Origin of the sequence: Streptomyces sp. R41 (assembly GCF_041053055.1) — a bacterium.
Lineage (GTDB): Bacteria > Actinomycetota > Actinomycetes > Streptomycetales > Streptomycetaceae > Streptomyces.
This window is the reverse complement of sequence record NZ_CP163443.1, coordinates 6,258,783-6,282,342: the sequence shown is the minus strand read 5'-3', so window position 1 is coordinate 6,282,342 and position 23,560 is coordinate 6,258,783. Positions and strand designations below refer to the sequence as shown.

Genomic DNA, 23,560 nt, shown 5'->3' with positions numbered 1-23,560 from the left:
GATCCTTCCACTAATTCGGCTGGTGCCGGATGTACATGTGAGGCGGGCGTACTTTCGGCCCGCTGCGACCACTGCCTAGGCGGCGGCGGTCAATGCGCGAGCCGAATTACTCGGCACCGCCCTGCTCGGCCTGCTTGGCACGAAGAGCGTCCACGGTGCGGACGAGCTTCGAGGGGAGCGCCTGGAAGAGCGAGGCAGCCTGGGACTGCTTGCCCTTGAACGCACCGGCCAGCTTGCTGAGCAGAACCTCGCGGGACTCGAGGTCCGCAAGCTTCTTGATCTCGTCGGCGGACAGCGCCTTGCCGTCAAGGACACCGCCCTTGATGACGAGGTTCGGGTTGTCCTTGGCGAAGTCACGAAGACCCTTCGCCGACACCACCGGGTCACCGGTGATGAAGGCGACCGCCGTCGGACCGTTGAACAGGTCGTCGAGCGTGTTGATCCCGGCCTCGTTGGCCGCAATCTTGGTCAGCGTGTTCTTCACCACGGCGTACTGGGCGTCTTCACCGAGCGAACGACGCAGCGTCTTGAGCTGCGCCACGGTGAGACCCCGGTACTCGGTCAGCACGGCGGCATTCGAGCTGCGGAACTGGTCCGCGAGCTCGGCTACCGCGGCAGCCTTGTCGGGCCTTGCCATAGAGCGTCGGCCTCCTTCCGGGTGATGAGGACCGCTCGGAAGGGGCTGGGCAAAACGAAACGCCCCGGCGCAGGCGCACGGGGCGTAGCTCCACCGGTACATCCGCAAGCTGGGCGAGCGAACTCCGGGAGCACATCCACGGTCACCTACGCGGGTCGTCCGCAGTTTCAGCGGATCCTTCGGCCACCCTGCCCTCTTGCGAGCGCAAGGCAACGACCAGCGGTCTTTGGCTTCTGGAGAACAGTACGTGAATGGGTCACTGTCAAGCAAATCCGCCTGGGCGCCGGGGCAGGCCCGAGATCAGCCCTTCTGGGCGTCCTTCATCATCTGGGCCAGGTCGGCCGTGTCCTTGGCGGGCGGGGCCTCGACCGTCACCGGCTTGTTGAAGTCGAGGAAAGTGATGGTCATGTCGAGCTTGCCCTTGTCGGCATCGCCCCGCATGCGGAACTGCTTGGTGTGGTCGTCGCCGTCGATCCACATGTCCATCGTGAGCGCCTCGATGCCCATCTTCTCGTACTGGTCGAGGCTCTTCTCCCGCTTCTCACGAGTGGCCTTGTCCTTGCCCTTGAGGGAGTCGCGGAAGTCCTCGAGGGTGACCGTCCCCTTGTAGTGCGTGGTCTTCACCCCGTCGACGGTCTCGGTTCCGACCTTCTTCACGTCCTTGGAGCCGGTGAGGAAAGTGGACTCGGTAGCCGGGTTCTTGTCGGCCTGTCCGCCACCCAGCTGATCGGCGTTGAGCTGCTTGTCCGCCCCCATCGCGGACATGTCGAACTTGATCCAGCTCTTTCCGTCCATCTCCTTGGCGACCTGCGCGCCCCCACCGATGTACATCGCCTTGTCGACGAGCCGGATCTCCACCTGGCCGTCGGTGGCCTGGTCTTCGGCCGTCATCTTCATGCTCATGGCCAGCGGCTTCATGCTCATCGCCGCCTCACCGCTGACGCGGCCCTCCTCCGGGACCTCACCGGTCATCCGGTAGCGGAGGGACGTGATGTCCTCCGTCTTCTTCGCCGCCCTGGCCACGGCCGCGGCGGGCGTCATCCTCGGCGATTCCCCCGCGTCACTCTTCGAACAGGCGACGGCACCCCCGCCGAGGACCAGGGCGGCGAGCGTCGCGCCCGCCGCTCTGTGCCGAACGGCTCCACGTACAGAAAACTCCATGATTCCCCCCAGGGAACAGATGATCGACTCACAGCGAGGCCGCGAGCGTGTCCCAGGGGGTTTTCAGGCGGTCTCCCGAATTCTCATGGACCTCAGGAGGTGGTGCCGCCCGTGCTGCCCTGCGACTTCAGCAGGTCCTTGAAGTCGGCGGTGTCGCCCGCCGGGGGCTCCGTGGTGGAGACCTTCACCCCGTAGTCGCTGTAGTACGCGGTCGAGGACATCGTGCCGGTCGACAGCTCGCCCTTCTCGACCTTTTTGACCAGCAGGTCGTCGCCGTTGACCCAGATGTCGACCTTCTCGGTGCTGACGCCGGCCGCTGTGAGCTGCTTCTTCAGGTCGGCCAGCTGGCTCGCGCTGAGGTTGGAGGTCCTGGTCGCCATATCGGCGACGTCCAGCGTGCCCGAGTAGTGCGTGGTCCTCTCGCCGCGCACCGTCTCCTCGCCGACCTTCGTCACGTCGCCGGAGGCCAGCAGGAGCTTCACCGACTGGTTCGGCGTCGTGTTCTGCATCTGGTCCTTCAGGTACGCGCCCGAGCTGCCGCCGAACTTCGCCAGGTCGTCGTAGGCGTACTTGATCCAGTGCTTGCCGCCGGCCTGCTGGGCGAACGTGTCGCTCATCTTCGCGTAGTAGGCGTCGGGCAGATAGCGGGCCTGCATCGACGTGCTGCCCGTCTGACGCATCGTGTCGGCCATCGTGCCGCCGGTGTACGTGATCGTCATGGTGCCGGTGAGGCCGTCGGCCCAGCCCATGACGCCGTCCGCCTTCATGGACATCATCGTGCCCATGGTCGTCGTGGACTCGACCTTGGCGGAGTCGGCGTTGTCGGTGGACTTCTCGGCGGAGCGCAGCGCGGCTATGGGGCTGACGTGCGTCGTGCCCTTGTGCCCCGCCTTGTCGTCCTTGCCGGAGCTTCCCGAGCCGCCGGAGGAACTGCAGGCGGCCACCCCCGCCAGAGCGGTCGTCAGCGCGATCGAGAGGGTCACGCGGCGCACGGTCGTGCTCTTCATTCGTCCCACCCCTATGCGAATTCTGTGATCTGCACGCTAGCGCAGCCCACTGACACCCGTATTCGGATTTGATGTCCGCACAAAGGGACGGGCCCCGCACCTCGAAAGGTTGCGGGGCCCGTGTCAAAAACGCGTCGCGACGCGGCCTGCGCGGTGAGCGGGAGGGCTCAGACGGCGGCCGGGTCCTCCTCGACGAGGAGGTTGCGGGTGCGGTTGGGGTCGAGCGGAATGCCGGGGCCGATCGTGGTGCTGATCGCGGCCTTCTTGATGTAGCGACCCTTGGCGGCCGACGGCTTCAGACGAAGGATCTCGTCCAGCGCGGCGCCGTAGTTCTCCACCAGCTTCGTGTCGTCGAAGGACACCTTGCCGATGATGAAGTGCAGGTTCGAGTGCTTGTCGACGCGGAACTCGATCTTGCCACCCTTGATCTCGGTGACAGCCTTGGCGACGTCCGGGGTCACGGTGCCGGTCTTGGGGTTCGGCATGAGACCACGGGGACCGAGGACACGGCCGAGGCGGCCGACCTTGCCCATGAGGTCCGGGGTGGCGACGACGGCGTCGAAGTCCAGACGGCCCTTCGACACCTCGTCGATGAGCTCGTCGGAGCCGACGATGTCGGCGCCCGCGGCGAGTGCGGCCTCGGCACGGTCACCGGTCGCGAAGACCAGGACCCGGGCGGTCTTACCGGTGCCGTGCGGGAGGTTCACGGTGCCACGGACCATCTGGTCGGCCTTGCGCGGGTCGACACCCAGGCGGAAGGCGACCTCGACGGTGCCGTCGAACTTGGTCGTGGAGGTCTCCTTGGCGAGACGGACGGCCTCGAGCGGGGCGTAGAGCTTCTCCCGGTCGACCTTGGCGTCCGCAGCGCGGAGAGACTTGCTGCGCTTGCTCACTACTGCTCCTGATGTGTTCTGAGGAGTCGTGGTACGGGCCGAGCAGGCCCTGCCACGGTTTCTACGAAGGGGGAGGTCAGCCCTCGACCGTGATGCCCATGGAACGGGCGGTGCCGGCGATGATCTTCGACGCGGCGTCCAGGTCGTTGGCGTTGAGGTCGGGCATCTTGGTGGTGGCGATCTCGCGGACCTGCGCCTCGGTGATCTTGGCGACCTTGGTCTTGTGCGGCTCGCCGGAGCCCTTCTCGACACCCGCGGCCTTGAGGATCATCTTGGCGGCCGGCGGCGTCTTGGTGATGAAGGTGAAGGAGCGGTCCTCGTAGACCGTGATCTCCACCGGGATGACCCAACCGCGCTGCGACTCGGTCGCGGCGTTGTAGGCCTTGCAGAACTCCATGATGTTGACGCCGTGCTGGCCCAGCGCGGGACCGACCGGCGGAGCCGGGTTGGCGGCGCCGGCCTGGATCTGGAGCTTGATAAGCCCCGTGACCTTCTTCTTCTTGGGAGGCATTCCGGGTCCTCTTTCGTTTTCGCCTTCCTACGTCCGAGTCGCCCCGGACGGCTGCCTTCAACCGAGCCAATGATCCGGATGAAGGCATACCGCACAACGATAACGGGTATCCGTGCGCGGCCAAAAACCGAGCAGGTCAGACCGGCTACGAGAGCCCGTCTGACCTGTTCGGAAGATGTACCAGAAGGAGCTAGTTCTTCTGGATCTGGTCGAAGGAGAGCTCGACCGGGGTCTCGCGGCCGAAGATCTCGACGAGGCCCTTGACCTTCTTCGAGTCGGCGTTGATCTCGTTGATGGTCGCCTGCAGCGTCGCGAACGGGCCGTCGGTGACGGTGACCGAGTCGCCGACCTCGAAGTCCAGCACCTGGACCTCGACCTTGCGCTGCGGAGCGGGCTTGCCCTCGGCCTCGGCGGCCTCGCGGGCGGCCTTCTCCTCGGCCTCCGGGGCGAGCATCTTGACGATCTCGTCCAGGGTCAGCGGGTACGGGTCGTAGGCGTTGCCCACGAAGCCGGTGACGCCGGGGGTGTTGCGGACGACGCCCCAGGACTCGTTCGTCAGGTCCATGCGGACCAGGACGTAGCCCGGGAGCTTGTTCTGCTTGATCGTCTTGCGCTCGCCGTTCTTGATCTGCGCGACCTCTTCCTGCGGCACCTCGGCCTGGAAGATGAAGTCCTCGACGTTCAGCGAAACGGCGCGCTGCTCGAGGTTGGTCTTCACGCGGTTCTCGTAACCGGCGTACGTGTGGATGACGTACCACTCGCCGGGGAGGGTGCGAAGCTCCTCGCGCAGGGCGGTGACGGGGTCGACCGGCTCGGCCTCTTCTTCGGCCTCCGCCTCGTCGGCGTCCTCGGCGAGGGCCTCTTCGGGGACGTCCTCGACGTCCTCACCGGACTCGTCCTCGACGTGCAGGGCCGCTTCTTCGGCGGGCTCGCCGGCGGCAGCGTCGGCAGCCTCGACCTCGTCCTCGACGTCCGCGCCCTCGACGATGTCGAGCTCGTCGTCAACGGACTCGACCGACTCGCTGGCGTCGTTCAGGTTCGGGTCAGACACGGTGGCTGCTTCTTCCTGGATACATGGGGTGGAACACGCGAAATGGGGCGCCGGTGACGGCGCCCTTCGCTCTCGGCTCAGCCGAAGACGTACTTGGCGGCGTGGTTGAGCCCATAGTCAATCACGGTCACCAGGGCGATCATGATGACGACGAACACAATCACCACTGTGGTGTATGTCGTCAGCTGATTGCGAGTCGGCCAGACGACCTTGCGGAGCTCCGCGACGATCTGGCGGTAGAAGGTGGCAAGGCGCTTCAGCGGGCCCTTCTTGGCACGCTTACCGCCCTTGCGGGCCTTCTTCTTGGACTCGGGCGCCTCGGCATCAGGCATGTCGATGGAGCCCACGGCGTCCGTCACTCGTCCTCACCTGATTCCGGGTCGTGGCCGTGCCGCGCCCGGTTGAGCCGCACGGCGGTGCATTGCAGTACGTACATGCGCACACATCCTGGCGAAAGGCGTGTGTAGCAGGGCCGGAGGGACTTGAACCCCCAACCGCTGGTTTTGGAGACCAGTGCTCTACCAATTGAGCTACGACCCTTTGATTTCCCCCAACGTACCGCATCCGCCCGAGTGCTCGGTGTGCACCGGGTGAGTGCGGCCGGTGAAGGCCAACGAGGTGAGAGTGTACGTGGTCCTGAGCCGGTCGTCGAACAGAAAGTGTCCGTACGGGCCTTGTCCGCCGAAGATCGACTGGTGAGCCGCGTGGATCCGGACGGATGTTCTGCCGATGTTCAGTCTGTGAAACCCGCGTGCCGGGGACGTTTCCGGTCTGAAACGATGGGTCCCATGAGCGCTGCAATCCCTCCCACCGAGCGCCGGGTCTCCGCCCGAGTCGGCGCGATCTCCGAGTCCGCCACCCTCGCCGTGGACGCCAAGGCCAAGGCCCTCAAGGCCGCCGGGCGTCCGGTGATCGGCTTCGGCGCGGGCGAGCCCGACTTCCCGACCCCGGACTACATCGTCGAGGCCGCCATCGAGGCGTGCAAGAACCCGAAGTACCACCGCTACACCCCGGCCGGCGGCCTGCCCGAGCTGAAGGCGGCGATCGCCGCCAAGACCCTGCGCGACTCCGGCTATGAGGTGGAGGCCGCCCAGGTCCTGGTCACCAACGGCGGCAAGCAGGCCATCTACGAGGCCTTCGCCGCGATCCTCGACCCGGGCGACGAGGTCATCGTCCCGGCGCCGTACTGGACGACGTACCCGGAGTCGATCCGTCTCGCCGGCGGTGTCCCCGTGGACGTCGTCGCGGACGAGACCACCGGCTACCGCGTCTCGGTCGAGCAGCTGGAGGCGGCCCGCACCGAGAACACCAAGGTGCTGCTGTTCGTCTCCCCGTCCAACCCCACGGGCGCGGTCTACACCCGCGAGCAGATCGAGGAGATCGGCCGCTGGGCCGCCGAGAAGGGCCTGTGGGTCCTGACCGACGAGATCTACGAGCACCTGGTCTACGGGGACGCGGAGTTCCACTCCCTGCCCGTGGTGGTGCCCGAGCTGCGCGACAAGTGCATCGTCGTCAACGGCGTCGCCAAGACGTACGCCATGACCGGCTGGCGCGTGGGCTGGGTCATCGGCCCCAAGGACGTCGTCAAGGCCGCGACCAACCTCCAGTCGCACGCCACCTCGAACGTCTCGAACGTGGCCCAGGTCGCCGCGCTCGCCGCCGTCTCGGGCGACCTGACGGCCGTCGCCAGGATGCGCGAGGCCTTCGACCGCCGCCGCAAGACCATCGTGCGCATGCTGAACGAGATCGACGGCGTGCTCTGCCCGGAGCCCGAGGGCGCCTTCTACGCCTACCCCTCGGTGAAGGCCCTCATCGGCAAGGAGATCCGCGGCAAGCGTCCCCAGGACACGGTCGAGCTGGCCGCGCTCATCCTGGAGGAGGCCGAGGTCGCGGTCGTCCCGGGCGAGGCCTTCGGCACGCCGGGCTACCTGCGTCTGTCGTACGCCCTCGGTGACGAGGACCTCGTCGAGGGCGTCAGCCGGATCCAGAAGCTGCTGGCGGAAGCCCGCGACTGACGTTTTCGTGCTCCGCGCGCGTGTGCGGGCCGTTTCCCTTCGGGGAGGCGGCCCGCTTCTTCGTGCGAGCAAGACCACTAACGGGGAAAGCGCTACCGGGACGGCGGGAACGTACGGCAGGATCCTGGAATGGAGCGCGTACGTGATCTCTCTGAACTGCCGAAAGCCCATCTGCACCTGCACTTCACCGGTTCGATGCGGCACACCACCCTGCTGGAACTGGCCGACAAGCACGGGATCCATCTGCCCGATGCGCTGACCAGCGCGGAGCCGCCCAAGCTGCGGGCGACGGACGAGCGGGGCTGGTTCCGTTTCCAGCGGCTGTACGACGCGGCGCGGTCGTGTCTCAGAGATCCCGAGGACATTCGGCGCCTGGTGCGCGAGGCCGCCGAGGAGGATCTCAAGGACGGCTCGGGATGGCTGGAGATCCAGGTCGACCCGACGTCGTACGCACCCCGTCTGGGCGGTCTGATCCCGGCTCTGGAGGTCATCCTGGACGCGGTGGACACGACCGCGCGGGAGACCGGCCTCGGGATGCGCGTCCTGGTGGCCGCGAACCGCATGAAGCACCCGCTGGACGCCCGTACGCTGGCCCGCCTGGCCGTGCGGTACGCGGACCGGGGCATCGTCGGTTTCGGGCTCTCCAACGACGAACGGCGGGGCATGGCGCGGGACTTCGACCGGGCCTTCGCGATCGCGCGGGAGGGCGGGCTGCTGTCCGCGCCGCACGGCGGCGAACTGACCGGGCCTGCCTCCGTCCGCGACTGCCTGGACGACCTGGGCGCCTCGCGGATCGGCCACGGGGTGCGGGCCGCCGAGGACCCGCGGCTGCTGAAGCGCCTCGCGGACCGCGGGGTGACCTGTGAGGTCTGTCCGGCCTCGAACGTCGCCCTGGGGGTCTACGAGAAGCCGGAGGACGTCCCCCTGCGCACGCTCTTCGAGGCCGGTGTCCCGATGGCCCTCGGCGCCGACGACCCGCTGCTCTTCGGCTCCCGCCTGGCCGCCCAGTACGAGATCGCCCGCCGCCACCACGGCTTCACGGACGCCGAACTGGCCGAGCTGGCCCGGCAGTCCATCCGCGGCTCGGCCGCCCCGGAGGATGTCCGCGCGAAGCTGCTGGCCGGGGTCGACGACTGGCTCAGCGGCCCGGCCGCTTGAAGTGGGCGTACGGCGGATACGGCTTGAAACAGATGAGGACCTCGGGACTGCGCCAGATGTCGTCGCCGTCCGGCATCAGGCCGGCGATCCCGGTCACCAGGGCTGAGTGCCCTTTGACGACGCGCTTCTCGCGCGGGCCCCAGCCCGCCGCGTAGGCGAAGGCCGTGGCCGCGTCGGCGAAGACGTCGCGGCTGCCGATGAGGAAGAACGTCCGCGCGTGCGAGGTGTGGCGCAGCAGGTCGCGCATGTCCGTGTGGTGGCGCCGGCGCTGCCAGGACGCGGCGTCGCGGGCGGTGCGGGCCTCGTGGGTGCGGACGGTGAGCGGGGCGCCGTGCACCAGTTTGCGGCGCAGTTCCGGCCATGCGCTGGGGCGCAGACCGAGGGACTGGTGGACCAGGACGAGGTCCACGAGGTCGCCACAGCCCTCGTCGGGCGGGAGACCCTCCCGCAGCGGCACATGCACGATCGTGTGCCTCGAATACGCGGCGAAGGAGAACAGGCCCGCGAGCCGGTTCAGGCCGTCATGGTCGCCCATCAGCACGCCGTACGGGTCCGGGTCGCGCAGCGAGGTGTGGCGCAGCGGTGTCCAGGGCTGCACGACACGGTGCTCGCGCGGGCCGGTTCGGGGCCTGAACTGGCGGAGTTTCAGACGCATTCGGGATGCCTCATGGCCCCAGGGTGATCGTCAGGCCGGGCCACCGGCAAGCGAAATACCGCGCAGGAGCGTGCGGGCGAGGGCGGGGGCGAAGGTGTCCAGGGCAGGCGGCTTGCCCTCCGCCGTCGCGTCGTACGCGAAGGCGCGCTGCGCGCAGGCACCCATCAGCAGTGAGGCGGCCGCGAACGTGTCGGCACAGGGGTGGACGCGCCCCGCCCGCTGTTCCACGCGCAGATACGCGGCGACACCCCGGATCGGCATGTGGGCGCCCGCCCCCATCTGCCGCATGGCCTCGTCGTGGCGGCGCTTGAGCTGCGTCTCCGCGTACAAGGAGGCGGCGATGGGGAAGCTCTGCTCATAGAAGATGGCCGCTTGGCGGACGATCTCGGTGAGGTTCGCCTCGACGGTGTGCTTCTCCGGCTCGGACATGAGTCTGTCCAGGAGGGGACCCAGCGTGGGAAGCCGCTCCTCCAGGACGCGGATGAACAGCTCTTCCTTGCTCGCGAAGTACTTGTAGAGCGCCGCCTCCGAGCAGCCCGCCGCCTTGGCGATCTCCTTCGTGGTGGTGCGGGCGAGGCCGACGGTGAGCATGAGTTCGTGCGCCGCGTCGAGGAGGCGGATCCGGGCCGGTTTCTGCTGCATGAGAGGCAAGGATTCCATGGCCGGTCCAATGAAGCTTGACGAGTGGGTGAGTACTTACTCACTCTAGGAGCAGGCGAGGGTGAGTAAATACTCACCCACTCGATGGGAGCACACCATGAAACTCACCGTTTTCGGTGCCACCGGAGGCATCGGCCAGGAGATCGTCCGGCAGGCACTGGAGTCGGGCCACCAGGTCACGGCCGTCGTACGGGATCCGGCGCGTCTGACCGTCACGGGCGGGGGCCTGGAGGTGTTCCGCGCGGACCTCACGGACCCCGAGGCGCTGCGCGCGGCGGTCGCGGGCCGGGACGCGGTCCTCTCCGGGCTCGGCGCCCGCAGCCGTAAGGACGCCGGGGTCGCGGCCCGGCTGACCCGCACGGTGCTGGGCGCCATGGAGGCGGAGGGGGTGCGGCGGCTGCTGGTGGTGAGCGCGGGTCCGGTCGGTCCCGACCCGGAGGGCGCCGCCCTCGTCGACCGAGCCATGCGGGGACTGATCTCGGGGCTCCTGAAGGACGTCTACGCCGACCTCGAGGAGATGGAGGACGAGCTGGCCCGCAGCACGACGGACTGGACGGTCGTACGTCCGCCCAGGCTGCAGAACAAGCCGGTGACCGGCTCGTACCGGACGGTCGTCGGGGGCTTCCCGCTCAAGGGCCGGTTCATCGCGCGCGCCGATGTGGCGCACGCGATGCTGGCGATGATCGACGACCCCGGGACGGTGAAGCAGGGCGTAGGCGTCGCCTACTAGGGGCCGATGTCGAAAAGCGCCCCTCCGTAGAGCCTCCTCAGAGGCTGACGCCAGGAGAGCCCCCTCAGAGGCTGACGCCCACCGTCACCGGTTCGTTGACCAGCGTGATCCCGAAGGCGTCGCGGACGCCGGCGACCACCTCACGGGCCAGCGCGAGGAGATCCTCGGTAGTGGCCTCGCCCCGGTTGGTGAGGGCCAGCGTGTGCTTGGTGGAGATCCGGGCGGGCCCGCTGCCGTAGCCCTTGGTGAAGCCCGACTTGTCGATCAGCCAGGCCGCGGAGGTCTTGATGTGGCCGTCGCCCGCCGGGTACGCGGGCGGCACGGCGCCGGTGCCGAGCCGGCCCTGCACACGCGCGTGGAACGCGGCGAACTCCTCGTCCGTGAGGATCGGATTGGTGAAGAACGACCCGGCGGACCAGGTGTCGTGGTCCTCGGGGTCGAGCACCATGCCCTTGCCGGAACGCAGCTTGAGGACGGTCTCGCGGGCCGCCTCCAGCGGCACCCGGTCGCCGGGCTCCACGCCCAGCGCGCGAGCCGTCTCGGCGTACTTGATCGGCGCCGACAGTCCCGCCGCGTCCTCCAGCTCGAAGCGGACGCGCAGCACGACATGACGCTCGGGGTCGGCCTTGAAGCGGCTGTGGCGGTACGAGAAGGCGCACTCGGCGTTCGTCAGCGTGACCGTCTCGCGCGCCTTTCGGTCGTACGCGATCACCTCGGTGATGGTCGACGACACTTCCTGACCGTACGCGCCCACGTTCTGGATCGGGGTCGCGCCGGCGGAGCCGGGGATCCCGGCGAGGCACTCGATACCGGCGAGCCCGGCCTCGACGGTGCGGGCGACCGCGTCGGTCCACACCTCGCCCGCCGCCAGTTCCAGCCTCGTACCGTCGAGGGCGAAGCCGCTCGTCGCGATGCGCACGGCGGTCCCGGCGAAGCCCTTGTCGCCGATGACCAGGTTCGATCCGCCACCGATGAGCAGCAGCGGCGTACCGGCGTCGTCGGCCTCGCGCACGGCGGCGATCACCTCGGCGTCGGTCGTGGCGGTGATCAGCCGGGTCGCCGGGCCCCCGAGCCGGAAGGTGGTCAGCGGGGCGAGCGGAGCGTCGTGGAGTTCCTGCACGGGCTCAAGAGTACGAGAAGGCACGGGGTCGCCCGGCCACCGGTGGGCACGGGGTACGGGATCGCGCGCCGGGCCCGCCGGTGGGCACGCGCCGCGGGATCGCGCCCGACCACCCGTGTGGGCGAGGCACGAGAACGGCCCCGCCCGACGGGGGGCGGGACCGTGCCTTCTCGAGCGTGGCTCAATCGAAGCGCCGCGCCACCCGCGCCCGGTCGAGGGGGCAGTTCGTCGGCGGACGCCGTCGAGGCAGGACTTACTTCAGGGCGTTCGCCAGAACCGGGGCCTCGGCCGAGGACGCCACCGGAGCCCCGGTCACCGGCCGCTGCCGGGGCAACAGCGCCGCGGCCACCGCTCCCGCGCCGACCACCGCCGCGCCCACCCACAGCGCGGGCGAGAGCCCGTTCACAAAACGCTGCGCGGACTCGTAACCGCCCTGGGCCGAGAAGACCGAGGCCAGGATCGCGATGCCGAGGGCGCCGCCGACCTCACGGAGGGCGTTGTTGGCACCGGAGGCGATGCCCTGCTCGGACGGGCGGACGCTGGACATCACGAGGTTCGCGGCCGGAGCGAAGTACAGGGCCATGCCGATCCCGCTGATGATCAGGGCGGGGAGCTGGGCGGCGTACGACACGTCGGGGGCGACGACCAGGGCGAACCAGCCGAGCCCGACGGCCTGCAGGGCGAGGCCGATCGTGATGACCGGGCGGCCGCCGATCCGGTCCGAGAGGTAGCCGGCGATGGGGGCGACGATCATCGGCATACCGGTCCAGGGGAGCATCCGCAGCCCCGCCTCGGTGGGCGAGTAGCCGACGACCCCCTGCAGGAACTGGCTGAGCAGGAAGATCGATCCGAACATCCCGACGAACATCAGCAGGCTCGCAGCGTTGATCGCGGAGAAGGCGCGGCTGCGGAAGAGACGCATCGGCAGCATCGGGTTCTTGGCGCGGATCCCGTGGCGGACGAAGCCGACGAGGAGCGCACCGCCGGCGATCAGTCCGGTGAGCACGGGTCCGCTGGTCCAGCCGTCGATGTTGCCCCGGATGAGGCCGTAGACGATGCCGAAGAGACCGCCGCTGGCGAGCAGGGTGCCGGTTATGTCCAGCGGTGCGCCGGTGCCGTAGGACTCGGCGAGCCGCAGCCGGGCGAGCGGCAGCACGGCCAGGCCCAGCGGGACGTTCAGCCAGAAGATCCACTGCCAGGACACATGCTCGGTGAGGCTTCCCCCGATGAGGGGTCCGGAGGCGACGGCGAGTCCGTTCACGGCGCCCCAGATCCCGTACGCAAGCCCGCGCTTGGCTGCCGGGACCGCGGCCGTCAGCAGGGTCAGCGTCAGCGGCATCATGATCGCCGCGCCGACGCCCTGGACCGCGCGGGCCGCGATCAGGGAGTTGATGCCGGGCGCCATGGCCGCGGCGGCGGACGCGCCTGTGAAGACAGTGAGTCCGACGAGGAAGAGCCGACGGCGCCCGAACCGGTCGCCCAGGGCCGCGCCGAACATCAGCAACACGGCGAAGGTGAGCGTGTAGGCGCTCACGGTCCATTCCAGGTCGCCCAGCGCTCCCCCGAGGTCCTTTCGGATGGAGGGCAGTGCGGTGGTGACGACGAGATTGTCGAGAGCCGCCATGAATCCGGCGACGCTGGTGATGACGAGGGCCCAGGCCGCTCCCCCGCGACGTGCTGCCTGCTGTGACATCGCTCCCCCTGGAGTGATCGTGATGGTGATCATGGTTAGTTATTGCTGACTAACTTTCACGCCCATGAAAAGGCGCCGATCTCCGCCTTCCCTGCTCCTACTTCTCCAGCCGACCCGTGACCCGCGCCGACGCGTACAGCCCCTCCCAGACCCGGTGCTCGGGCGGGAACCCCATGGCCACCAGGCAGTTGACGAGCATGCCGTACGCCATGAAGGTCGCGGTTTCGTCGACATCCGCCCCAAGGGGCACGTGAACGGTGTCCCAGAGCCGCATCCAGCCGGCCCGCACCGCCTCGCCGAACTCTCGGTCGCCCGCCTCCTCGGCCGCCGCCACCGCCGCGTACGTCTGCATCTGCATGAGCAGCCGCTCCGGCTCCTCCTCGATGACCTTGATGTACGCCCTGGCCATGGCGTGCAGGGCCTCTTCGCCCTCCAGTCCCTCCGAGGCCTCCTCGAAGGTGCGCCGGAAGAGCTCCATGCAGCGCTCGGTCGCCGCGAGGAAGATCGCCTTCTTGCCCGGGAAGAGCCGGAAGAGGTACGGCTGCGAGACACCCACACGCTTGGCGATCGCCTCGGTGGACGTGCCGTGGTAGCCGCCCCGGGCGAACTCGCTCATCGCCGCGCGGATGACGCTCTCGCGCCTCTCTTCTGCACTCATCCTGACCATGCGAGTAAGTTAGTGCTCAATCACTAACTACGTCAAGGGGGTGTCGGAGCCGGGCGGAAACGCCGCGGGGGTGCCGGTACGCCGCCCCGATGTCGGAACGTCGCGCAGGTGCCGGAACGCCGCCCACGTGTCGGAGCGCCGCACAGTTGCCTGAGCGCCGCACACTTGCCGGAACGCAGTACGGGCGCCGGAACGCCGCAAAAACAAAGAACGTTGTTGCAGGTAGGGGGCATCACGCCAGTAAGGGGCGCCCCACAATGGAGAACGCCCCTTACTTCAGGCACTGCGCACTGCTTCACTCACTGCGCACTACTTCACGCGCTGCGCACTCGGCACTACCCGCTCAGGCCAGCCGTACGACCGCCCGCGACATGCCCAGGACCTTCTGGCCGGTGCTGGTCGCCGTGAGGTCGACGCGGATGGTGTTGTCGTCGAGCTTGGCGCCGACTTTGGCGCTGACCTCGATGGTCGCGCCCTTCTCGTCGTTCGGGACGACGACGGGCTTGGTGAAGCGGACGCCGTACTCGACGACCGCGCCCGGGTCGCCGACCCAGTCGGTGACGACGCGGATCGCCTCGGCCATGGTGAACATGCCGTGCGCGATGACGTCGGGCAGACCGACCTCGACCGCGAACTTCTCGTTCCAGTGGATCGGGTTGAAGTCCCCGGAGGCGCCCGCGTACTGCACGAGCGTGGCACGGGTCACGGAAAACGTCTGGGCCGGCAGCTCGGTGCCGACCTCGACGTCCGCGTAAGAGATCTTCGCCGCCATGTCAGCCCTCCTCCGCCGCGCGCGCCACGAGCTTGGTGACGGCCGTCACGACATGCTCGCCCGCCTCGTCGTGAACCTCGCCACGGATGTCCAGGATGTCGTTGCCCGCCAGGGACTTGATCGACTCGATGGTCGAGGTGACCGTCAGCCGGTCACCCGCGCGCACCGGGCGGGTGTAGGCGAACTTCTGGTCGCCGTGCACCACGCGGCTGTAGTCGAGGCCCAGTTGCGGGTCCTGGACGACCTGGCCGGCGGCCTTGAAGGTGATCGCGAACACAAAAGTCGGCGGGGCGATCACATCGGGGTGCCCGAGCGCCTTGGCGGCCTCCGGGTCCGTGTACGCAGGGTTGCTGTCCCCCACGGCCTCCGCGAACTCGCGGATCTTCTCCCGGCCGACCTCATAGGGGTCGGTGGGCGGGTAGGACCGCCCCACGAAGGACTGGTCGAGCGCCATGGGCTCGGCACCTCCTGGTTGTCTTCGCTGGACTGGCTGTCACAACTGGACCGGTTGTCACAGCTGGGACTGACCGTCTTAGTCGGACGGACTGTCTTCGCTCTATAACGACGCGAGGCCGCCCCCCGCGAAGGGGACGGCCTCGTGTACGAGCCTGATTTATCGCGTTTCGCGGTGCGCAGTGTGCGCGTTGCAACGCGGGCAGTGCTTCTTCATCTCCAGTCGGTCCGGGTCGTTACGCCGGTTCTTCTTGGTGATGTAGTTCCGCTCCTTGCACTCCACGCAGGCCAGCGTGATCTTCGGGCGGACGTCGGTGGCAGCCACAGGAGTGCTCCTTGACGAACGGATGGGACATTAACGCATAGAAGAGTAGCCGATCGAAGGACCGACCCCACAATCGGCTACTGTCAGTAGCGGTGACCGGACTTGAACCGGTGACACAGCGATTATGAGCCGCTTGCTCTACCGACTGAGCTACACCGCTGAGATGCGATCGGGCCCCGCCTTGCGACGGGAACCTCTCACACCAGAGCCCCAATACGGAATCGAACCGTAGACCTTCTCCTTACCATGGAGACGCTCTGCCGACTGAGCTATTGGGGCGAGCGATGAAGACATTACACGGTCGGCCGCCGATCGCCCAAATCCGTTTCGCGGCACCCGCCCCAGCCTGTTCCCCGCCGTTTCCCCGGCCGTTCCCGTAGCCGCTCACGAGTCCCTCGCACACCACGGATCACCACGGACCGCCACGGATTCACCGCCGGGATCCCGTCCAGCCGGGGGCCTCTCCTCGCCCCGCGGACCACACGGTTGGGGGCCGCCGGACCACACGCGTGCGAGCCGCCGGACCACACCGATACGGCTACGGACCACACCGGTACGACTATTGCGCTCCTCCCCGACGAGGACGGATCGCCACCCTAGGCTCGACTCACGCTGCGTGATCTTGTGCCCCCACTCTCCGCAGTCGCCCCTCCCGCAGCCGCCCCCGAGCCCCAGGAGCGCGATGCCCGACAGTCAGCCGCAGCCGCCGCACTCCTCGTCGGGCCAGACCGACACGGCCGCCCTCCTGCTGTGCGGGGCACGGCTCACCGACGGACGGACCGTGGACGTGCGGCTGGGCGGCGGGCGCATCGAGGCGGTCGGCACCGCAGGGAGCCTGGCGGCGGGCAGCTCCGGGGTCCTCGCCTCCAAGGTGGACCTCGACGGCTACCTCCTCCTGCCTGCCCCGGCCGAGCCGCACGCGCACGGCGACACGGCTCTGACGGCCGACGGTGACGGCCCCCTCGAGTACGACGCCCAGGAGGTCCAGCGCCGGGCCACCGAGGCCGCGCTGCTGCAACTCGGCCACGGCGCCACGGCGCTGCGCTCACACGTCCGCGTCGGCGACGCACAGGGGCTGGACGCGCTGACGGCGGTGCTCCAGGCGCGCCGCTCGCTACGCGGGCTCGCCGAGCTGACGGCGGTGGCGATGCCCCGGGTGCTGACCGGGGTGGCCGGGGCCGACGGACTCGCGATGCTCCGGGACGCCGTGAAGATGGGCGCCTCCGTGCTGGGCGGCTGCCCGGACGTCGACCCCGATCCGACGGGGTACGTGGAGGCGATCCTGGAACTCGCCTCCGAGCACGGCTGCCCGGTCGACCTGCACACGGACGGCGACGATCCCGCCCGGCTCGCCCGGCTCACGGCGATGGCCGGTGGGCTGCGGCACGGCGTGACGCTCGGCCCGTGCGGCGCGCTCGGCCGGTTGCCCGGCGAGACGGCCTCCCGGGCGGCCGACCAGCTCGCCGCGGCGGGCGTGACCGTGGTGTGTCTGCCGCAGGGCGGCTGCGGTGCCGTGGAACGGCGCGGGATCGCTCCCGTACGGCTGTTGCGGGCGGCCGGGGTACGGGTCGCGGCGGGCAGCGGCGCCCTGCGGGACGTATCGAACCCGGTGGGGCGCGGGGATCCGCTGGAGGCCGCGTATCTGCTGGCATCGCGCTACGGGATGCGGCCCGAGGACGCCTATGGCGCGGTGAGTTGTGCCGCCCGGGCCGTCCTCGGACTGCCCGAGGTGCGCGTGGAGGCGGGGTTTCCGGCCGAGTTGCTCGCCGTACGCGGGGACCGGCTCGCGGGGGCGCTGTCGTTGGCGTACAGCCGGATCGTGGTGCATCGGGGGCGCGTGGTGGCGCGGACCAGCGCGGTGCGGGAGTACTGCAACTCGGCGGCCGCGGCCGGGTTGGACCTGCCTCGCCAGGGCCGGGGGGAGCTGTCGTGAGGCCGCTCCCCCCGCTGGGGTGTCCGGGCGTGTCTTTGCCGGATGCCACGCGCGCGTGGGTGTTTTCGTAGGTCCACGCGCGCGTGCGCGACGATTGCTGGCTGGTGCTACCGGTGAGCCGGTGCGCTCGGAGACCGGTTTTCGGCCGCTGACGTTCGGCAGCTGCTGTTGAACGACATCCGCTGTTGAGGCACCGGCGTTCGGTGGCCGGCGCTCGTGATGCTCAGAGCTCGCCGCCGCCCAACAGGCCACCGGCGAGCGGGTTGCCGCCGGGCATCTTGTCCGCGGGAATCTCTGTGGCCCCCGACGGCGCGCTGACGTCGCCCGCCTCGGAGAACTTCAGGATGAGCGGCAGTTTGGGGGTCTTCGGGTCGTCGGCGAGGACGGAGAGGTCGACCTTGACCTGGGTGAGGTCTCCGTTCTTCAGCGTGAAGTCGACCGCGACCTTCTTGTTCGGAGCGTCCTTGAGGTCCTTGTCCGAGGGGAGGTCCGTGCCCGGCGGAAGGTCGCCCTCCAGCGGCCGGAGCTTGTCGAAGATTCCCCTGATCAATTCGCGGAAGTCGGCCTTGGCGACGACCCGTTCGGTGCTGCCGCTGCCGCCCTCGGCGCGGAAGGTGACGTCGTGCGCGATGACACCGCGTACGGCTTCCACGATCTTCCGCTGGGTCTTGGCGTCGATGTCGCCGGCGCCGTCCACCCCCTTGGAGGCCTTCGAGGACCCCGAGGACTTCTGCGCCTTGGCGAGATCCTGGGTGTTCATCTTCACCCAGTCGCCCTCCAGGACCTTCCTGAACTCCTTCTCGCTCTCCGGGATTTCGTCGGCCGACGGCATGGGGACGCCCATCGTCTTGCCGAGGGCCTTCATGTCGGCGCGGTAGTACGTGAAGTCGCCGACGACCCGGTACTCGACCAGGACACCTTCGGCCCCCGTGATCTTCATACTCGTACCGATGAGGTCCTTCTCGCCCGAATCCGCCAGCGCCTTCTTCGACTTGACGGCGACGTCGACGCGCAGCCCGCTGAGGAACTTCGCGAACTCCGGCGGGAGGGCTTCTTCGGAGCTCGCGTCGCCCGCCAGCGCGGTGAGCGCGTCGGGGTCGGCGTCGAGGTCCAACTGGAAGGCGAGCGACTTCTGTTCGCCGAGCCGGTCGACGGCGTGGTCCACCTTCTGCCCCGCGGTGAGGTTCTGGACCGTGCCGCAGGCGGCCGCCGTGGCGAGGACGACGGCGGCGCAGCCGGCCGCGGTGACGGTCTTGCGTATGGCGTTGATGGTGTTCTCCTCTACGACGCCGCGCGGTGCCGCACGACATCCCCTCGTACTTTCGTTCTCTCGTTCACAGTGATCACCCATGTGACACGTGAGTTGTCCACAGGGTTGTGCGGCGAACGCGTCCGTCCGGGCGTACGGTCGGAAACATGCGCATTGTCATCGCTGGAGGTCATGGTCAGATCGCGCTGCGGCTGGAGCGGCTGCTCACCGCGCGCGGTGACGAGGTCGCGGGGATCATCCGCCGCGCCGAACAGGGCGACGATCTGCGGGTCGCCGGCGCCGAGCCGGTCCTGTGCGATCTGGAGTCGGCCTCCGTGGAGGAGGTCGCCGCGCATCTGCAGGGCGCGGACGCGGCTGTCTTCGCGGCCGGCGCGGGCCCGGGCAGCGGGGTGGCCCGTAAGGAAACGGTGGACAAGGGCGCCGCGATCCTGTTCGCGAACGCGGCTGAGCGCGCGGGCGTGCGCCGTCACGTGGTCGTCTCCTCGATGGGCGCGGACCCGGCACACCGGGGCGACGACGTCTTCGACGCGTATCTACGCGCCAAGGGCGAGGCCGACGAGTACGTACGCGGTCGTACGGGCCTGGACTGGACGATCCTGCGCCCCGGCAGCCTCATCGACGACGCCGGCACCGGCCTCGTACGCCTGGAGGCCTCCACGGGTCGCGGCGCCATCCCGCGCGACGACGTCGCCGCGATCCTCGCGGAACTGGTGGACACCCCGGCGACGGCGGGCCTGACCCTGGAGGCGATCAGCGGCTCGACACCGATCTCGGTGGCGGTCAAGGCGGTGGCGGGGAACTAGGGCCTGTCTTTCGGATGACGCCGGTCTCAGCCGACGACGGCTCATAGGCCCCGACCCAGGCGGCATCCGAAAGACGGGCAGGGGGCCCGCGGGCCCGCGGTTTCCGTCTGTCAGGGGCGGCTCGGCCGGTCAGAACAGCGGAATCTGCCCGGGAAACTCCGGAACGGCGTACCCGTCCAGCGCCGGCTGAGCCGCCCCGAGCTGCGCCTGCCTGCGCGACCCGGGACACGAGACCAGCTCCCCGCTCCCCCGCGCACCCGGCGGATCATGCCGAGCGAACCGCCCCGCGACGACGGCAATCTCCCGACGACACTCGGGGCAGCTCCTGCGACGCGATGACATGGGATCAGTGTGCCCCGTGGGCAGCGGATCGCCTCGGCGCGCGGCTCAAGTGGTGCCGGGCTTCCTCCCATACCTCCGCAAGGGAGCGCGGCATCCGGACCGGCGGCGGCACGAAGCGTCCGTTCGCCGCGCGTACGTGCTCGTCCCACCGGTCCCGCCAGAACTCGACAGTCCACCCCGGCCAGCGCCTGCCCATCCCGTACGCCTCGGGCTGGGCATCCAGCAGCCACCAGCCCACTCTGCGGCGCTCCAGGTCGATGTGGACGCCGGACTCCGCCGCGAACTCGCGGGCGCCGTGCTCGGGCGCGGTCGCAAGGCGGTCGAGCAGCGCGGGCCCCTCGGCGACGGGGCGGTCATTGTGGTCGGCGATCACATACGACCGCTCCGTGCCGATGGTGACGACGCCGACCAGCGGATCGGCGTGCGCCAGTTCCTCGTCGCCCGGCTCGACGAACGGGCCGGGCAGCACCCTCCTGCCCCAGTCCCTGTCCTGGATGGGCTCCAGGTCCAGGCCCAGATAGCCACGGAGCTCTGCCTGACCGTCGTAGGCCCAGCGCAGCGCCCAGCCGGGCCAGGCCTCACCCAGCAGCTCCCAGGCGGCCGCGCGATGGCGCATCCGGGTGGTCGGCCCCTCCCAGACACAGGCGAGCAACACCTTCCGATACGGGTCGACGAGCACCGCCTTCGCACGTGGCGTCGTCCCGCCAACGGCCCTCCACGGGGCTCTTGGCGCGGATGAACGGCACCACGGCCTCCGGCCCCGCGAGCAGATCGAGATCGAGTCCGACCGCTCCGAAGCGGGATTCGAACGCCTCATGACCGCTGCCGTCCGACACGACGACGAAGGTTGCCCAGGTGGCCATGCGGAAGAGAATCCCAACCGCTCGCGCGCGCCGACAACCGAGTTCGCCCAGCACACGAAGAAACCCCCTCCGAACTGCTCGATCGCAGTTCGGAGGGGGTTTCTTTCAGCGTGGCAGCGCCAGGATCGGAACCTGGGCAGGCTGAGCCGGCAGATTTGCAGTCCGATCACGCTCGGCGAGTTGCTCGGGCTCCGACCTGCAGAATTGACAGCCCTCTGCTTCCGGTGACGCGTCACCGTCCACATCTCGTCCACAGCCGAAGCTCTACGGCTCACTCGGTCATGAAGCGACAGGCCGCCAGGCCGAGGCTTGCAGCGGCCATGAACGTGGCACCACCGGCTCCCATCGCCGCTGGCACTCCGGCTCCCGCCATGCGGCCCTCAGGGTCGTCAAGTCACGAGTTTCCGTGCCGTGACCAGATGCTGCTGGTGGGGCGCAATGGAGTCGTGGACGAAGGCAGAGCGCGCGCAGGCCGCCCGCGCGTCCTTCCCAGACCGACACCTAACCGCTTAAGGAGCTCCCAAATGAGCCACCAAATGACTCTCAGCAATACACCTTGCTTCGCCTTCTTCATGGCCATGACCGACTCGGCTCCCAGTCGCTCCCCTCCTTGACCCTCGCGCCGCCCCGGGCGCCTCGAAAAGGCAGCACGGCGAGCGATCGATGTCTATGTTGGAACTCCTCCGCGGCGGCGCCAGCGTCGCTCTCATCCTTGCCTCCACCGCGGCAGGGTCGTACGTGCTGCTTGTCTTGATCGTGCTGATCAGCCCCAGCAGCACTCGTGGGAAGGCAGCCAGGGATCTACTGGGCCTGCACCCTTTCTCCAAGAGCAGCCAGGACGGTCAGGAGGACGAGTCCCGCGCAGGGTGAGACCTGTCCCCAATCCCTCTTCGCCTTGCATCTGCCCGCCCGCGAGCAGATGCAAGGCGAAGGGCGTTCAACACGCCCTGGGGCCCCAGACGCGCGTGGTCTGGGGCCCCGGGCGTGTTCGTCGAACAGGCGCAGCTCGTTTCTCTCTCGGCTCGCCTCAGCGCCAGGAACTACTGTCGCGAGCATGGTCGAACACGATGCCCTCAGCGCCACCCGCGAGGCCTACGACGCTGCTGCCCCCACCTATGCGCAGCTGTTCCGCGACACCCTGCGTGACAGGCCCCTGGACCGTGCGATCTTGGGTGCCTTCGCCGAGGTCGTACGTGCGAGTGGGGACGGTCAGGTCGCGGACCTGGGGTGTGGGCCTGGCCATATCACCGCTTATCTGGACGAGTTGAGGCTGGCGGCGTTTGGTGTTGATGCCTCTCCTGCGATGATCAAGTTGGCTCGACAGGCCTATCCGGGCCTGCGGTTCGACGTGGGCTCGATGGCCGCGTTGAACATCGCTGACGGCGTGCTGGGCGGCGTACTCTCACGTTGGTCCATCATCCACACTCCGCCGCAGGAACTCCCCGTCATCCTCGCGGAGTTCCATCGTGTGCTGGCACCTGGCGGCCACCTTCTGGTCGGCTTTTCGGCCAGCGATGATCCGTCTCACCCGACGCAGGTCTTCGATCACACAGTCGCGCCGGCCTATCGGTGGTCGCCTGATCACCTCGCCGCGATGCTGCGCAAGTCGGGGTTGGCCGAGGTAGCCCGGATGGTTCGCGAGCCCCAGCCCACCGACCGACGACAGTTCCAGGAGATTCAACTGCTCGCCCGCAAAGCCTGGACAGAGGCTGCCTGACCGAACACATGACCGCGTCCAACCTGCCAGGGCCACAAAGACACGCTGTGTGATTTGTCCTTGTCATGCGAGATAGGTGACACCTGATCTCGATGATTGACACCACCACACCCTGGGAAACGCCGAACCGTACCGGATTTCTGCCGTGCCCGTTCCCGCGGCCCGCACGGCGCTAGCGTTGGGTCCCGTGATCGTATGGCTCAATGGCACCCACGGCGCAGGCAAGACGACGACCAGTGCATTTGTGCAGCAACTGATCCCGGATTCACGGGTGTTCGACGCCGAGAAGGTCGGCGAGACACTCATGGACATCAGCCCGGGGCTGCCCAGGACGGACAACTTCCAGCACTGGCCGCCGTGGCGGCCGCTCGTCGTCGAGACCGCCCGCCGCGTACTCGACTACACCGGCGGCACTCTGGTGATGCCCATGACTGTCCTGGTCGAGCAGTACTGGCGCGAGATCAGCACGGGCCTCGCCCGACATGCCATCCCGGTAAGACACTTCGTTCTCCACGCCGACCAAGACACCCTCCGCGGGCGCATCGAGGGGGCCACTCCCGTCCCCTCCCCGTTCCGCCTCAAATACCTCGAGCCCTACGCCGAGGCGGCCCGCACGTGGCTACACGGCGAGGCCGAGGTCGTCGACACCACGCACCTCACGCCCGCTCAGGCCGCCCTGCAGATCGCAGAGGCCGTCAAGAGTTGAGGTCCGCCTGCCACGCGAAAACAGCCGCAGCCGGCAACGAGGAACGACCTTCCGCCAAGTAGAGCGCACGACTCTTGCGGATCGTCGAGCTGGGCATCCTGCCCGGGCTGGGGTGAACCTGGCACCAACAGACGCGACGTCGCGGCCGCAGTGGCCAACTGTCTCTGAGCAAAATGGCCAACTGTCTCCGACCGCCTGCTCGTACGAACCACTCTTACCGCGCTCTCCAAGAAACTGAACGGTAAGCCAGCAGCGGCATCAACGATCCGACGGAAGCGAGCGATCTTCCACGACTCCCTGGAGTACGCGTTGGAGGACGAACTCCGCACCGAGAAGCCCTTCACGCGTGTCAAGTGGAAAGCACCGGAGCAGGTGGAAGAGGAAGTGGACCCGGCCTGCGTGCCGGATCCCGAGCAGG

Annotated in this window: 26 protein-coding genes and 3 tRNA genes; 7 read left to right on the top strand and 22 right to left on the bottom strand. The window is 68.6% G+C overall.

What is annotated here, in order from left to right:
- Positions 1-106: 106 nt before the first annotated feature.
- The 8 genes from rplJ to AB5J53_RS28850 all read right to left on the bottom strand — a co-directional run bounded on the left by rplJ (position 107) and on the right by AB5J53_RS28850 (position 5,800).
- Positions 107-637 (bottom strand): 50S ribosomal protein L10, encoded by a 531-nt coding sequence (gene rplJ, locus AB5J53_RS28885; protein ID WP_362018884.1) that lies wholly within the window; start codon positions 635-637, stop codon positions 107-109.
- Positions 638-937: 300 nt separating this feature from the next.
- On the bottom strand, positions 938-1,798 hold the full coding sequence (locus tag AB5J53_RS28880; protein WP_369248561.1) for a DUF1396 domain-containing protein: 861 nt from the start codon (positions 1,796-1,798) through the stop codon (positions 938-940).
- Positions 1,799-1,890: 92 nt separating this feature from the next.
- Complete coding sequence (locus AB5J53_RS28875; protein WP_369248560.1) at positions 1,891-2,805, bottom strand: hypothetical protein; 915 nt, start codon at positions 2,803-2,805, stop codon at positions 1,891-1,893.
- 167 nt (positions 2,806-2,972) lie between these two features.
- Positions 2,973-3,698, bottom strand: coding sequence for a 50S ribosomal protein L1 (rplA, locus tag AB5J53_RS28870; RefSeq protein ID WP_369248559.1), 726 nt, complete (start codon positions 3,696-3,698; stop codon positions 2,973-2,975).
- Positions 3,699-3,774: 76 nt separating this feature from the next.
- A complete protein-coding gene (gene rplK, locus AB5J53_RS28865; protein WP_016645192.1) occupies positions 3,775-4,209 on the bottom strand; it encodes a 50S ribosomal protein L11 in 435 nt (144 codons plus the stop codon).
- Between the two features lie 190 nt (positions 4,210-4,399).
- Complete coding sequence (nusG, locus tag AB5J53_RS28860) at positions 4,400-5,260, bottom strand: transcription termination/antitermination protein NusG (protein ID WP_369248558.1); 861 nt, start codon at positions 5,258-5,260, stop codon at positions 4,400-4,402.
- Between the two features lie 77 nt (positions 5,261-5,337).
- Positions 5,338-5,619, bottom strand: coding sequence for a preprotein translocase subunit SecE (gene secE, locus AB5J53_RS28855; RefSeq protein WP_189190363.1), 282 nt, complete (start codon positions 5,617-5,619; stop codon positions 5,338-5,340).
- 108 nt (positions 5,620-5,727) lie between these two features.
- A tRNA-Trp gene (locus AB5J53_RS28850) sits at positions 5,728-5,800 on the bottom strand.
- Between the two features lie 248 nt (positions 5,801-6,048).
- Between AB5J53_RS28850 and AB5J53_RS28845 the strand changes: the two genes are divergently transcribed.
- Together AB5J53_RS28845 and AB5J53_RS28840 are read left to right on the top strand one after the other, a co-directional pair.
- A complete protein-coding gene (locus tag AB5J53_RS28845; protein ID WP_369248557.1) occupies positions 6,049-7,275 on the top strand; it encodes a pyridoxal phosphate-dependent aminotransferase in 1,227 nt (408 codons plus the stop codon).
- Positions 7,276-7,404: 129 nt separating this feature from the next.
- On the top strand, positions 7,405-8,433 hold the full coding sequence (locus AB5J53_RS28840; protein WP_369248556.1) for an adenosine deaminase: 1,029 nt from the start codon (positions 7,405-7,407) through the stop codon (positions 8,431-8,433).
- On the opposite strand, the gene AB5J53_RS28835 is transcribed toward AB5J53_RS28840, so the two are convergent.
- Both AB5J53_RS28835 and AB5J53_RS28830 read right to left on the bottom strand, forming a co-directional pair.
- Positions 8,414-9,088, bottom strand: a complete 675-nt coding sequence (locus tag AB5J53_RS28835; protein WP_369248555.1) for a hypothetical protein — start codon at positions 9,086-9,088, stop codon at positions 8,414-8,416. The genes AB5J53_RS28840 and AB5J53_RS28835 overlap by 20 nt on opposite strands.
- A 30-nt stretch (positions 9,089-9,118) precedes the next feature.
- Positions 9,119-9,730, bottom strand: a complete 612-nt coding sequence (locus tag AB5J53_RS28830) for a TetR/AcrR family transcriptional regulator (protein WP_369248554.1) — start codon at positions 9,728-9,730, stop codon at positions 9,119-9,121.
- A 115-nt stretch (positions 9,731-9,845) separates the two neighbouring features.
- Here AB5J53_RS28830 and AB5J53_RS28825 point away from each other — a divergent pair, with 115 nt between their 5' ends.
- Entirely contained in the window at positions 9,846-10,478 is a 633-nt protein-coding gene (locus AB5J53_RS28825; protein WP_369248553.1) for an NAD(P)-dependent oxidoreductase, read from the top strand.
- Between the two features lie 64 nt (positions 10,479-10,542).
- Here AB5J53_RS28825 and AB5J53_RS28820 read toward each other — a convergent pair whose 3' ends face one another.
- The 8 genes from AB5J53_RS28820 to AB5J53_RS28785 form a co-directional block, all read right to left on the bottom strand.
- The gene (locus AB5J53_RS28820; protein ID WP_369248552.1) at positions 10,543-11,598 is read right to left on the bottom strand and encodes a UDP-N-acetylmuramate dehydrogenase; all 1,056 of its coding nucleotides are present in this window, start codon (positions 11,596-11,598) and stop codon (positions 10,543-10,545) included.
- Between the two features lie 253 nt (positions 11,599-11,851).
- Positions 11,852-13,291 (bottom strand): DHA2 family efflux MFS transporter permease subunit, encoded by a 1,440-nt coding sequence (locus tag AB5J53_RS28815; RefSeq protein ID WP_369248551.1) that lies wholly within the window; start codon positions 13,289-13,291, stop codon positions 11,852-11,854.
- Positions 13,292-13,388: 97 nt separating this feature from the next.
- A complete protein-coding gene (locus AB5J53_RS28810) occupies positions 13,389-13,958 on the bottom strand; it encodes a TetR/AcrR family transcriptional regulator (protein ID WP_369248550.1) in 570 nt (189 codons plus the stop codon).
- 343 nt (positions 13,959-14,301) lie between these two features.
- On the bottom strand, positions 14,302-14,730 hold the full coding sequence (locus AB5J53_RS28805) for a MaoC family dehydratase (protein WP_369248549.1): 429 nt from the start codon (positions 14,728-14,730) through the stop codon (positions 14,302-14,304).
- 1 nt (position 14,731) lies between these two features.
- The gene (locus tag AB5J53_RS28800; RefSeq protein WP_369248548.1) at positions 14,732-15,184 is read right to left on the bottom strand and encodes a MaoC family dehydratase N-terminal domain-containing protein; all 453 of its coding nucleotides are present in this window, start codon (positions 15,182-15,184) and stop codon (positions 14,732-14,734) included.
- 159 nt (positions 15,185-15,343) lie between these two features.
- On the bottom strand, positions 15,344-15,508 hold the full coding sequence (rpmG, locus tag AB5J53_RS28795; RefSeq protein ID WP_004571794.1) for a 50S ribosomal protein L33: 165 nt from the start codon (positions 15,506-15,508) through the stop codon (positions 15,344-15,346).
- A gap of 87 nt (positions 15,509-15,595) precedes the next feature.
- A tRNA-Met gene (locus AB5J53_RS28790) sits at positions 15,596-15,668 on the bottom strand.
- Positions 15,669-15,714: 46 nt separating this feature from the next.
- A tRNA-Thr gene (locus AB5J53_RS28785) sits at positions 15,715-15,787 on the bottom strand.
- Positions 15,788-16,190: 403 nt separating this feature from the next.
- On the opposite strand from AB5J53_RS28785, the gene AB5J53_RS28780 reads away from it, so the two are divergent.
- On the top strand, positions 16,191-17,441 hold the full coding sequence (locus tag AB5J53_RS28780) for an amidohydrolase family protein (RefSeq protein ID WP_369248547.1): 1,251 nt from the start codon (positions 16,191-16,193) through the stop codon (positions 17,439-17,441).
- Positions 17,442-17,664: 223 nt separating this feature from the next.
- On the opposite strand, the gene AB5J53_RS28775 is transcribed toward AB5J53_RS28780, so the two are convergent.
- Positions 17,665-18,792 carry a hypothetical protein gene (locus tag AB5J53_RS28775; RefSeq protein WP_369248546.1) on the bottom strand — a complete coding sequence of 376 codons (1,128 nt, stop codon included), beginning with the start codon at positions 18,790-18,792 and terminating at the stop codon, positions 17,665-17,667.
- A 65-nt stretch (positions 18,793-18,857) separates the two neighbouring features.
- On the opposite strand from AB5J53_RS28775, the gene AB5J53_RS28770 reads away from it, so the two are divergent.
- Positions 18,858-19,514: an SDR family oxidoreductase gene (locus AB5J53_RS28770; protein WP_369248545.1), complete on the top strand. Its 657-nt coding sequence runs from the start codon at positions 18,858-18,860 to the stop codon at positions 19,512-19,514.
- 129 nt (positions 19,515-19,643) lie between these two features.
- Here the strand turns inward: AB5J53_RS28770 and AB5J53_RS28765 are convergent, their stop codons facing one another.
- Genes AB5J53_RS28765 through AB5J53_RS28755 form a run of 3 tightly spaced genes read right to left on the bottom strand, consistent with a single transcriptional unit; the run spans position 19,644 to position 20,719 of the window.
- Complete coding sequence (locus AB5J53_RS28765; RefSeq protein ID WP_369248544.1) at positions 19,644-19,856, bottom strand: hypothetical protein; 213 nt, start codon at positions 19,854-19,856, stop codon at positions 19,644-19,646.
- A gap of 4 nt (positions 19,857-19,860) precedes the next feature.
- Positions 19,861-20,472, bottom strand: a complete 612-nt coding sequence (locus tag AB5J53_RS28760; protein ID WP_369248543.1) for a hypothetical protein — start codon at positions 20,470-20,472, stop codon at positions 19,861-19,863.
- On the bottom strand, positions 20,435-20,719 hold the full coding sequence (locus AB5J53_RS28755; RefSeq protein WP_369248542.1) for a hypothetical protein: 285 nt from the start codon (positions 20,717-20,719) through the stop codon (positions 20,435-20,437). The genes AB5J53_RS28760 and AB5J53_RS28755 overlap by 38 nt, the downstream gene beginning before the upstream one ends.
- A gap of 1,054 nt (positions 20,720-21,773) precedes the next feature.
- On the opposite strand from AB5J53_RS28755, the gene AB5J53_RS28750 reads away from it, so the two are divergent.
- Together AB5J53_RS28750 and AB5J53_RS28745 are read left to right on the top strand one after the other, a co-directional pair.
- The gene (locus tag AB5J53_RS28750) at positions 21,774-22,436 is read left to right on the top strand and encodes a class I SAM-dependent methyltransferase (RefSeq protein ID WP_369248541.1); all 663 of its coding nucleotides are present in this window, start codon (positions 21,774-21,776) and stop codon (positions 22,434-22,436) included.
- Positions 22,437-22,623: 187 nt separating this feature from the next.
- Entirely contained in the window at positions 22,624-23,142 is a 519-nt protein-coding gene (locus AB5J53_RS28745; protein ID WP_369248540.1) for an ATP-binding protein, read from the top strand.
- Positions 23,143-23,560 lie beyond the last annotated feature (418 nt).

Excerpts from the sequence above, each read along its gene's own strand:
- rplJ (WP_362018884.1), bottom strand. The coding sequence starts at position 637 with ATGGCAAGGCCCGACAAGGCTGCCGCGGTAGCCGAGCTCGCGGACCAG.
- AB5J53_RS28880 (WP_369248561.1), bottom strand. The coding sequence starts at position 1,798 with ATGGAGTTTTCTGTACGTGGAGCCGTTCGGCACAGAGCGGCGGGCGCG.
- AB5J53_RS28875 (WP_369248560.1), bottom strand. The coding sequence starts at position 2,805 with ATGAAGAGCACGACCGTGCGCCGCGTGACCCTCTCGATCGCGCTGACG.
- rplK (WP_016645192.1), bottom strand. The coding sequence starts at position 4,209 with ATGCCTCCCAAGAAGAAGAAGGTCACGGGGCTTATCAAGCTCCAGATC.
- AB5J53_RS28845 (WP_369248557.1), top strand. The coding sequence starts at position 6,049 with ATGAGCGCTGCAATCCCTCCCACCGAGCGCCGGGTCTCCGCCCGAGTC.
- AB5J53_RS28840 (WP_369248556.1), top strand. The coding sequence starts at position 7,405 with ATGGAGCGCGTACGTGATCTCTCTGAACTGCCGAAAGCCCATCTGCAC.
- AB5J53_RS28835 (WP_369248555.1), bottom strand. The coding sequence starts at position 9,088 with ATGCGTCTGAAACTCCGCCAGTTCAGGCCCCGAACCGGCCCGCGCGAG.
- AB5J53_RS28830 (WP_369248554.1), bottom strand. The coding sequence starts at position 9,730 with ATGCAGCAGAAACCGGCCCGGATCCGCCTCCTCGACGCGGCGCACGAA.
- AB5J53_RS28825 (WP_369248553.1), top strand. The coding sequence starts at position 9,846 with ATGAAACTCACCGTTTTCGGTGCCACCGGAGGCATCGGCCAGGAGATC.
- AB5J53_RS28815 (WP_369248551.1), bottom strand. The coding sequence starts at position 13,291 with ATGTCACAGCAGGCAGCACGTCGCGGGGGAGCGGCCTGGGCCCTCGTC.
- AB5J53_RS28810 (WP_369248550.1), bottom strand. The coding sequence starts at position 13,958 with ATGGTCAGGATGAGTGCAGAAGAGAGGCGCGAGAGCGTCATCCGCGCG.
- AB5J53_RS28805 (WP_369248549.1), bottom strand. The coding sequence starts at position 14,730 with ATGGCGGCGAAGATCTCTTACGCGGACGTCGAGGTCGGCACCGAGCTG.
- AB5J53_RS28800 (WP_369248548.1), bottom strand. The coding sequence starts at position 15,184 with ATGGCGCTCGACCAGTCCTTCGTGGGGCGGTCCTACCCGCCCACCGAC.
- AB5J53_RS28780 (WP_369248547.1), top strand. The coding sequence starts at position 16,191 with ATGCCCGACAGTCAGCCGCAGCCGCCGCACTCCTCGTCGGGCCAGACC.
- AB5J53_RS28775 (WP_369248546.1), bottom strand. The coding sequence starts at position 18,792 with ATGGGTGATCACTGTGAACGAGAGAACGAAAGTACGAGGGGATGTCGT.
- AB5J53_RS28770 (WP_369248545.1), top strand. The coding sequence starts at position 18,858 with ATGCGCATTGTCATCGCTGGAGGTCATGGTCAGATCGCGCTGCGGCTG.
- AB5J53_RS28765 (WP_369248544.1), bottom strand. The coding sequence starts at position 19,856 with ATGTCATCGCGTCGCAGGAGCTGCCCCGAGTGTCGTCGGGAGATTGCC.
- AB5J53_RS28760 (WP_369248543.1), bottom strand. The coding sequence starts at position 20,472 with ATGCGCCATCGCGCGGCCGCCTGGGAGCTGCTGGGTGAGGCCTGGCCC.
- AB5J53_RS28755 (WP_369248542.1), bottom strand. The coding sequence starts at position 20,719 with ATGGCCACCTGGGCAACCTTCGTCGTCGTGTCGGACGGCAGCGGTCAT.
- AB5J53_RS28750 (WP_369248541.1), top strand. The coding sequence starts at position 21,774 with ATGGTCGAACACGATGCCCTCAGCGCCACCCGCGAGGCCTACGACGCT.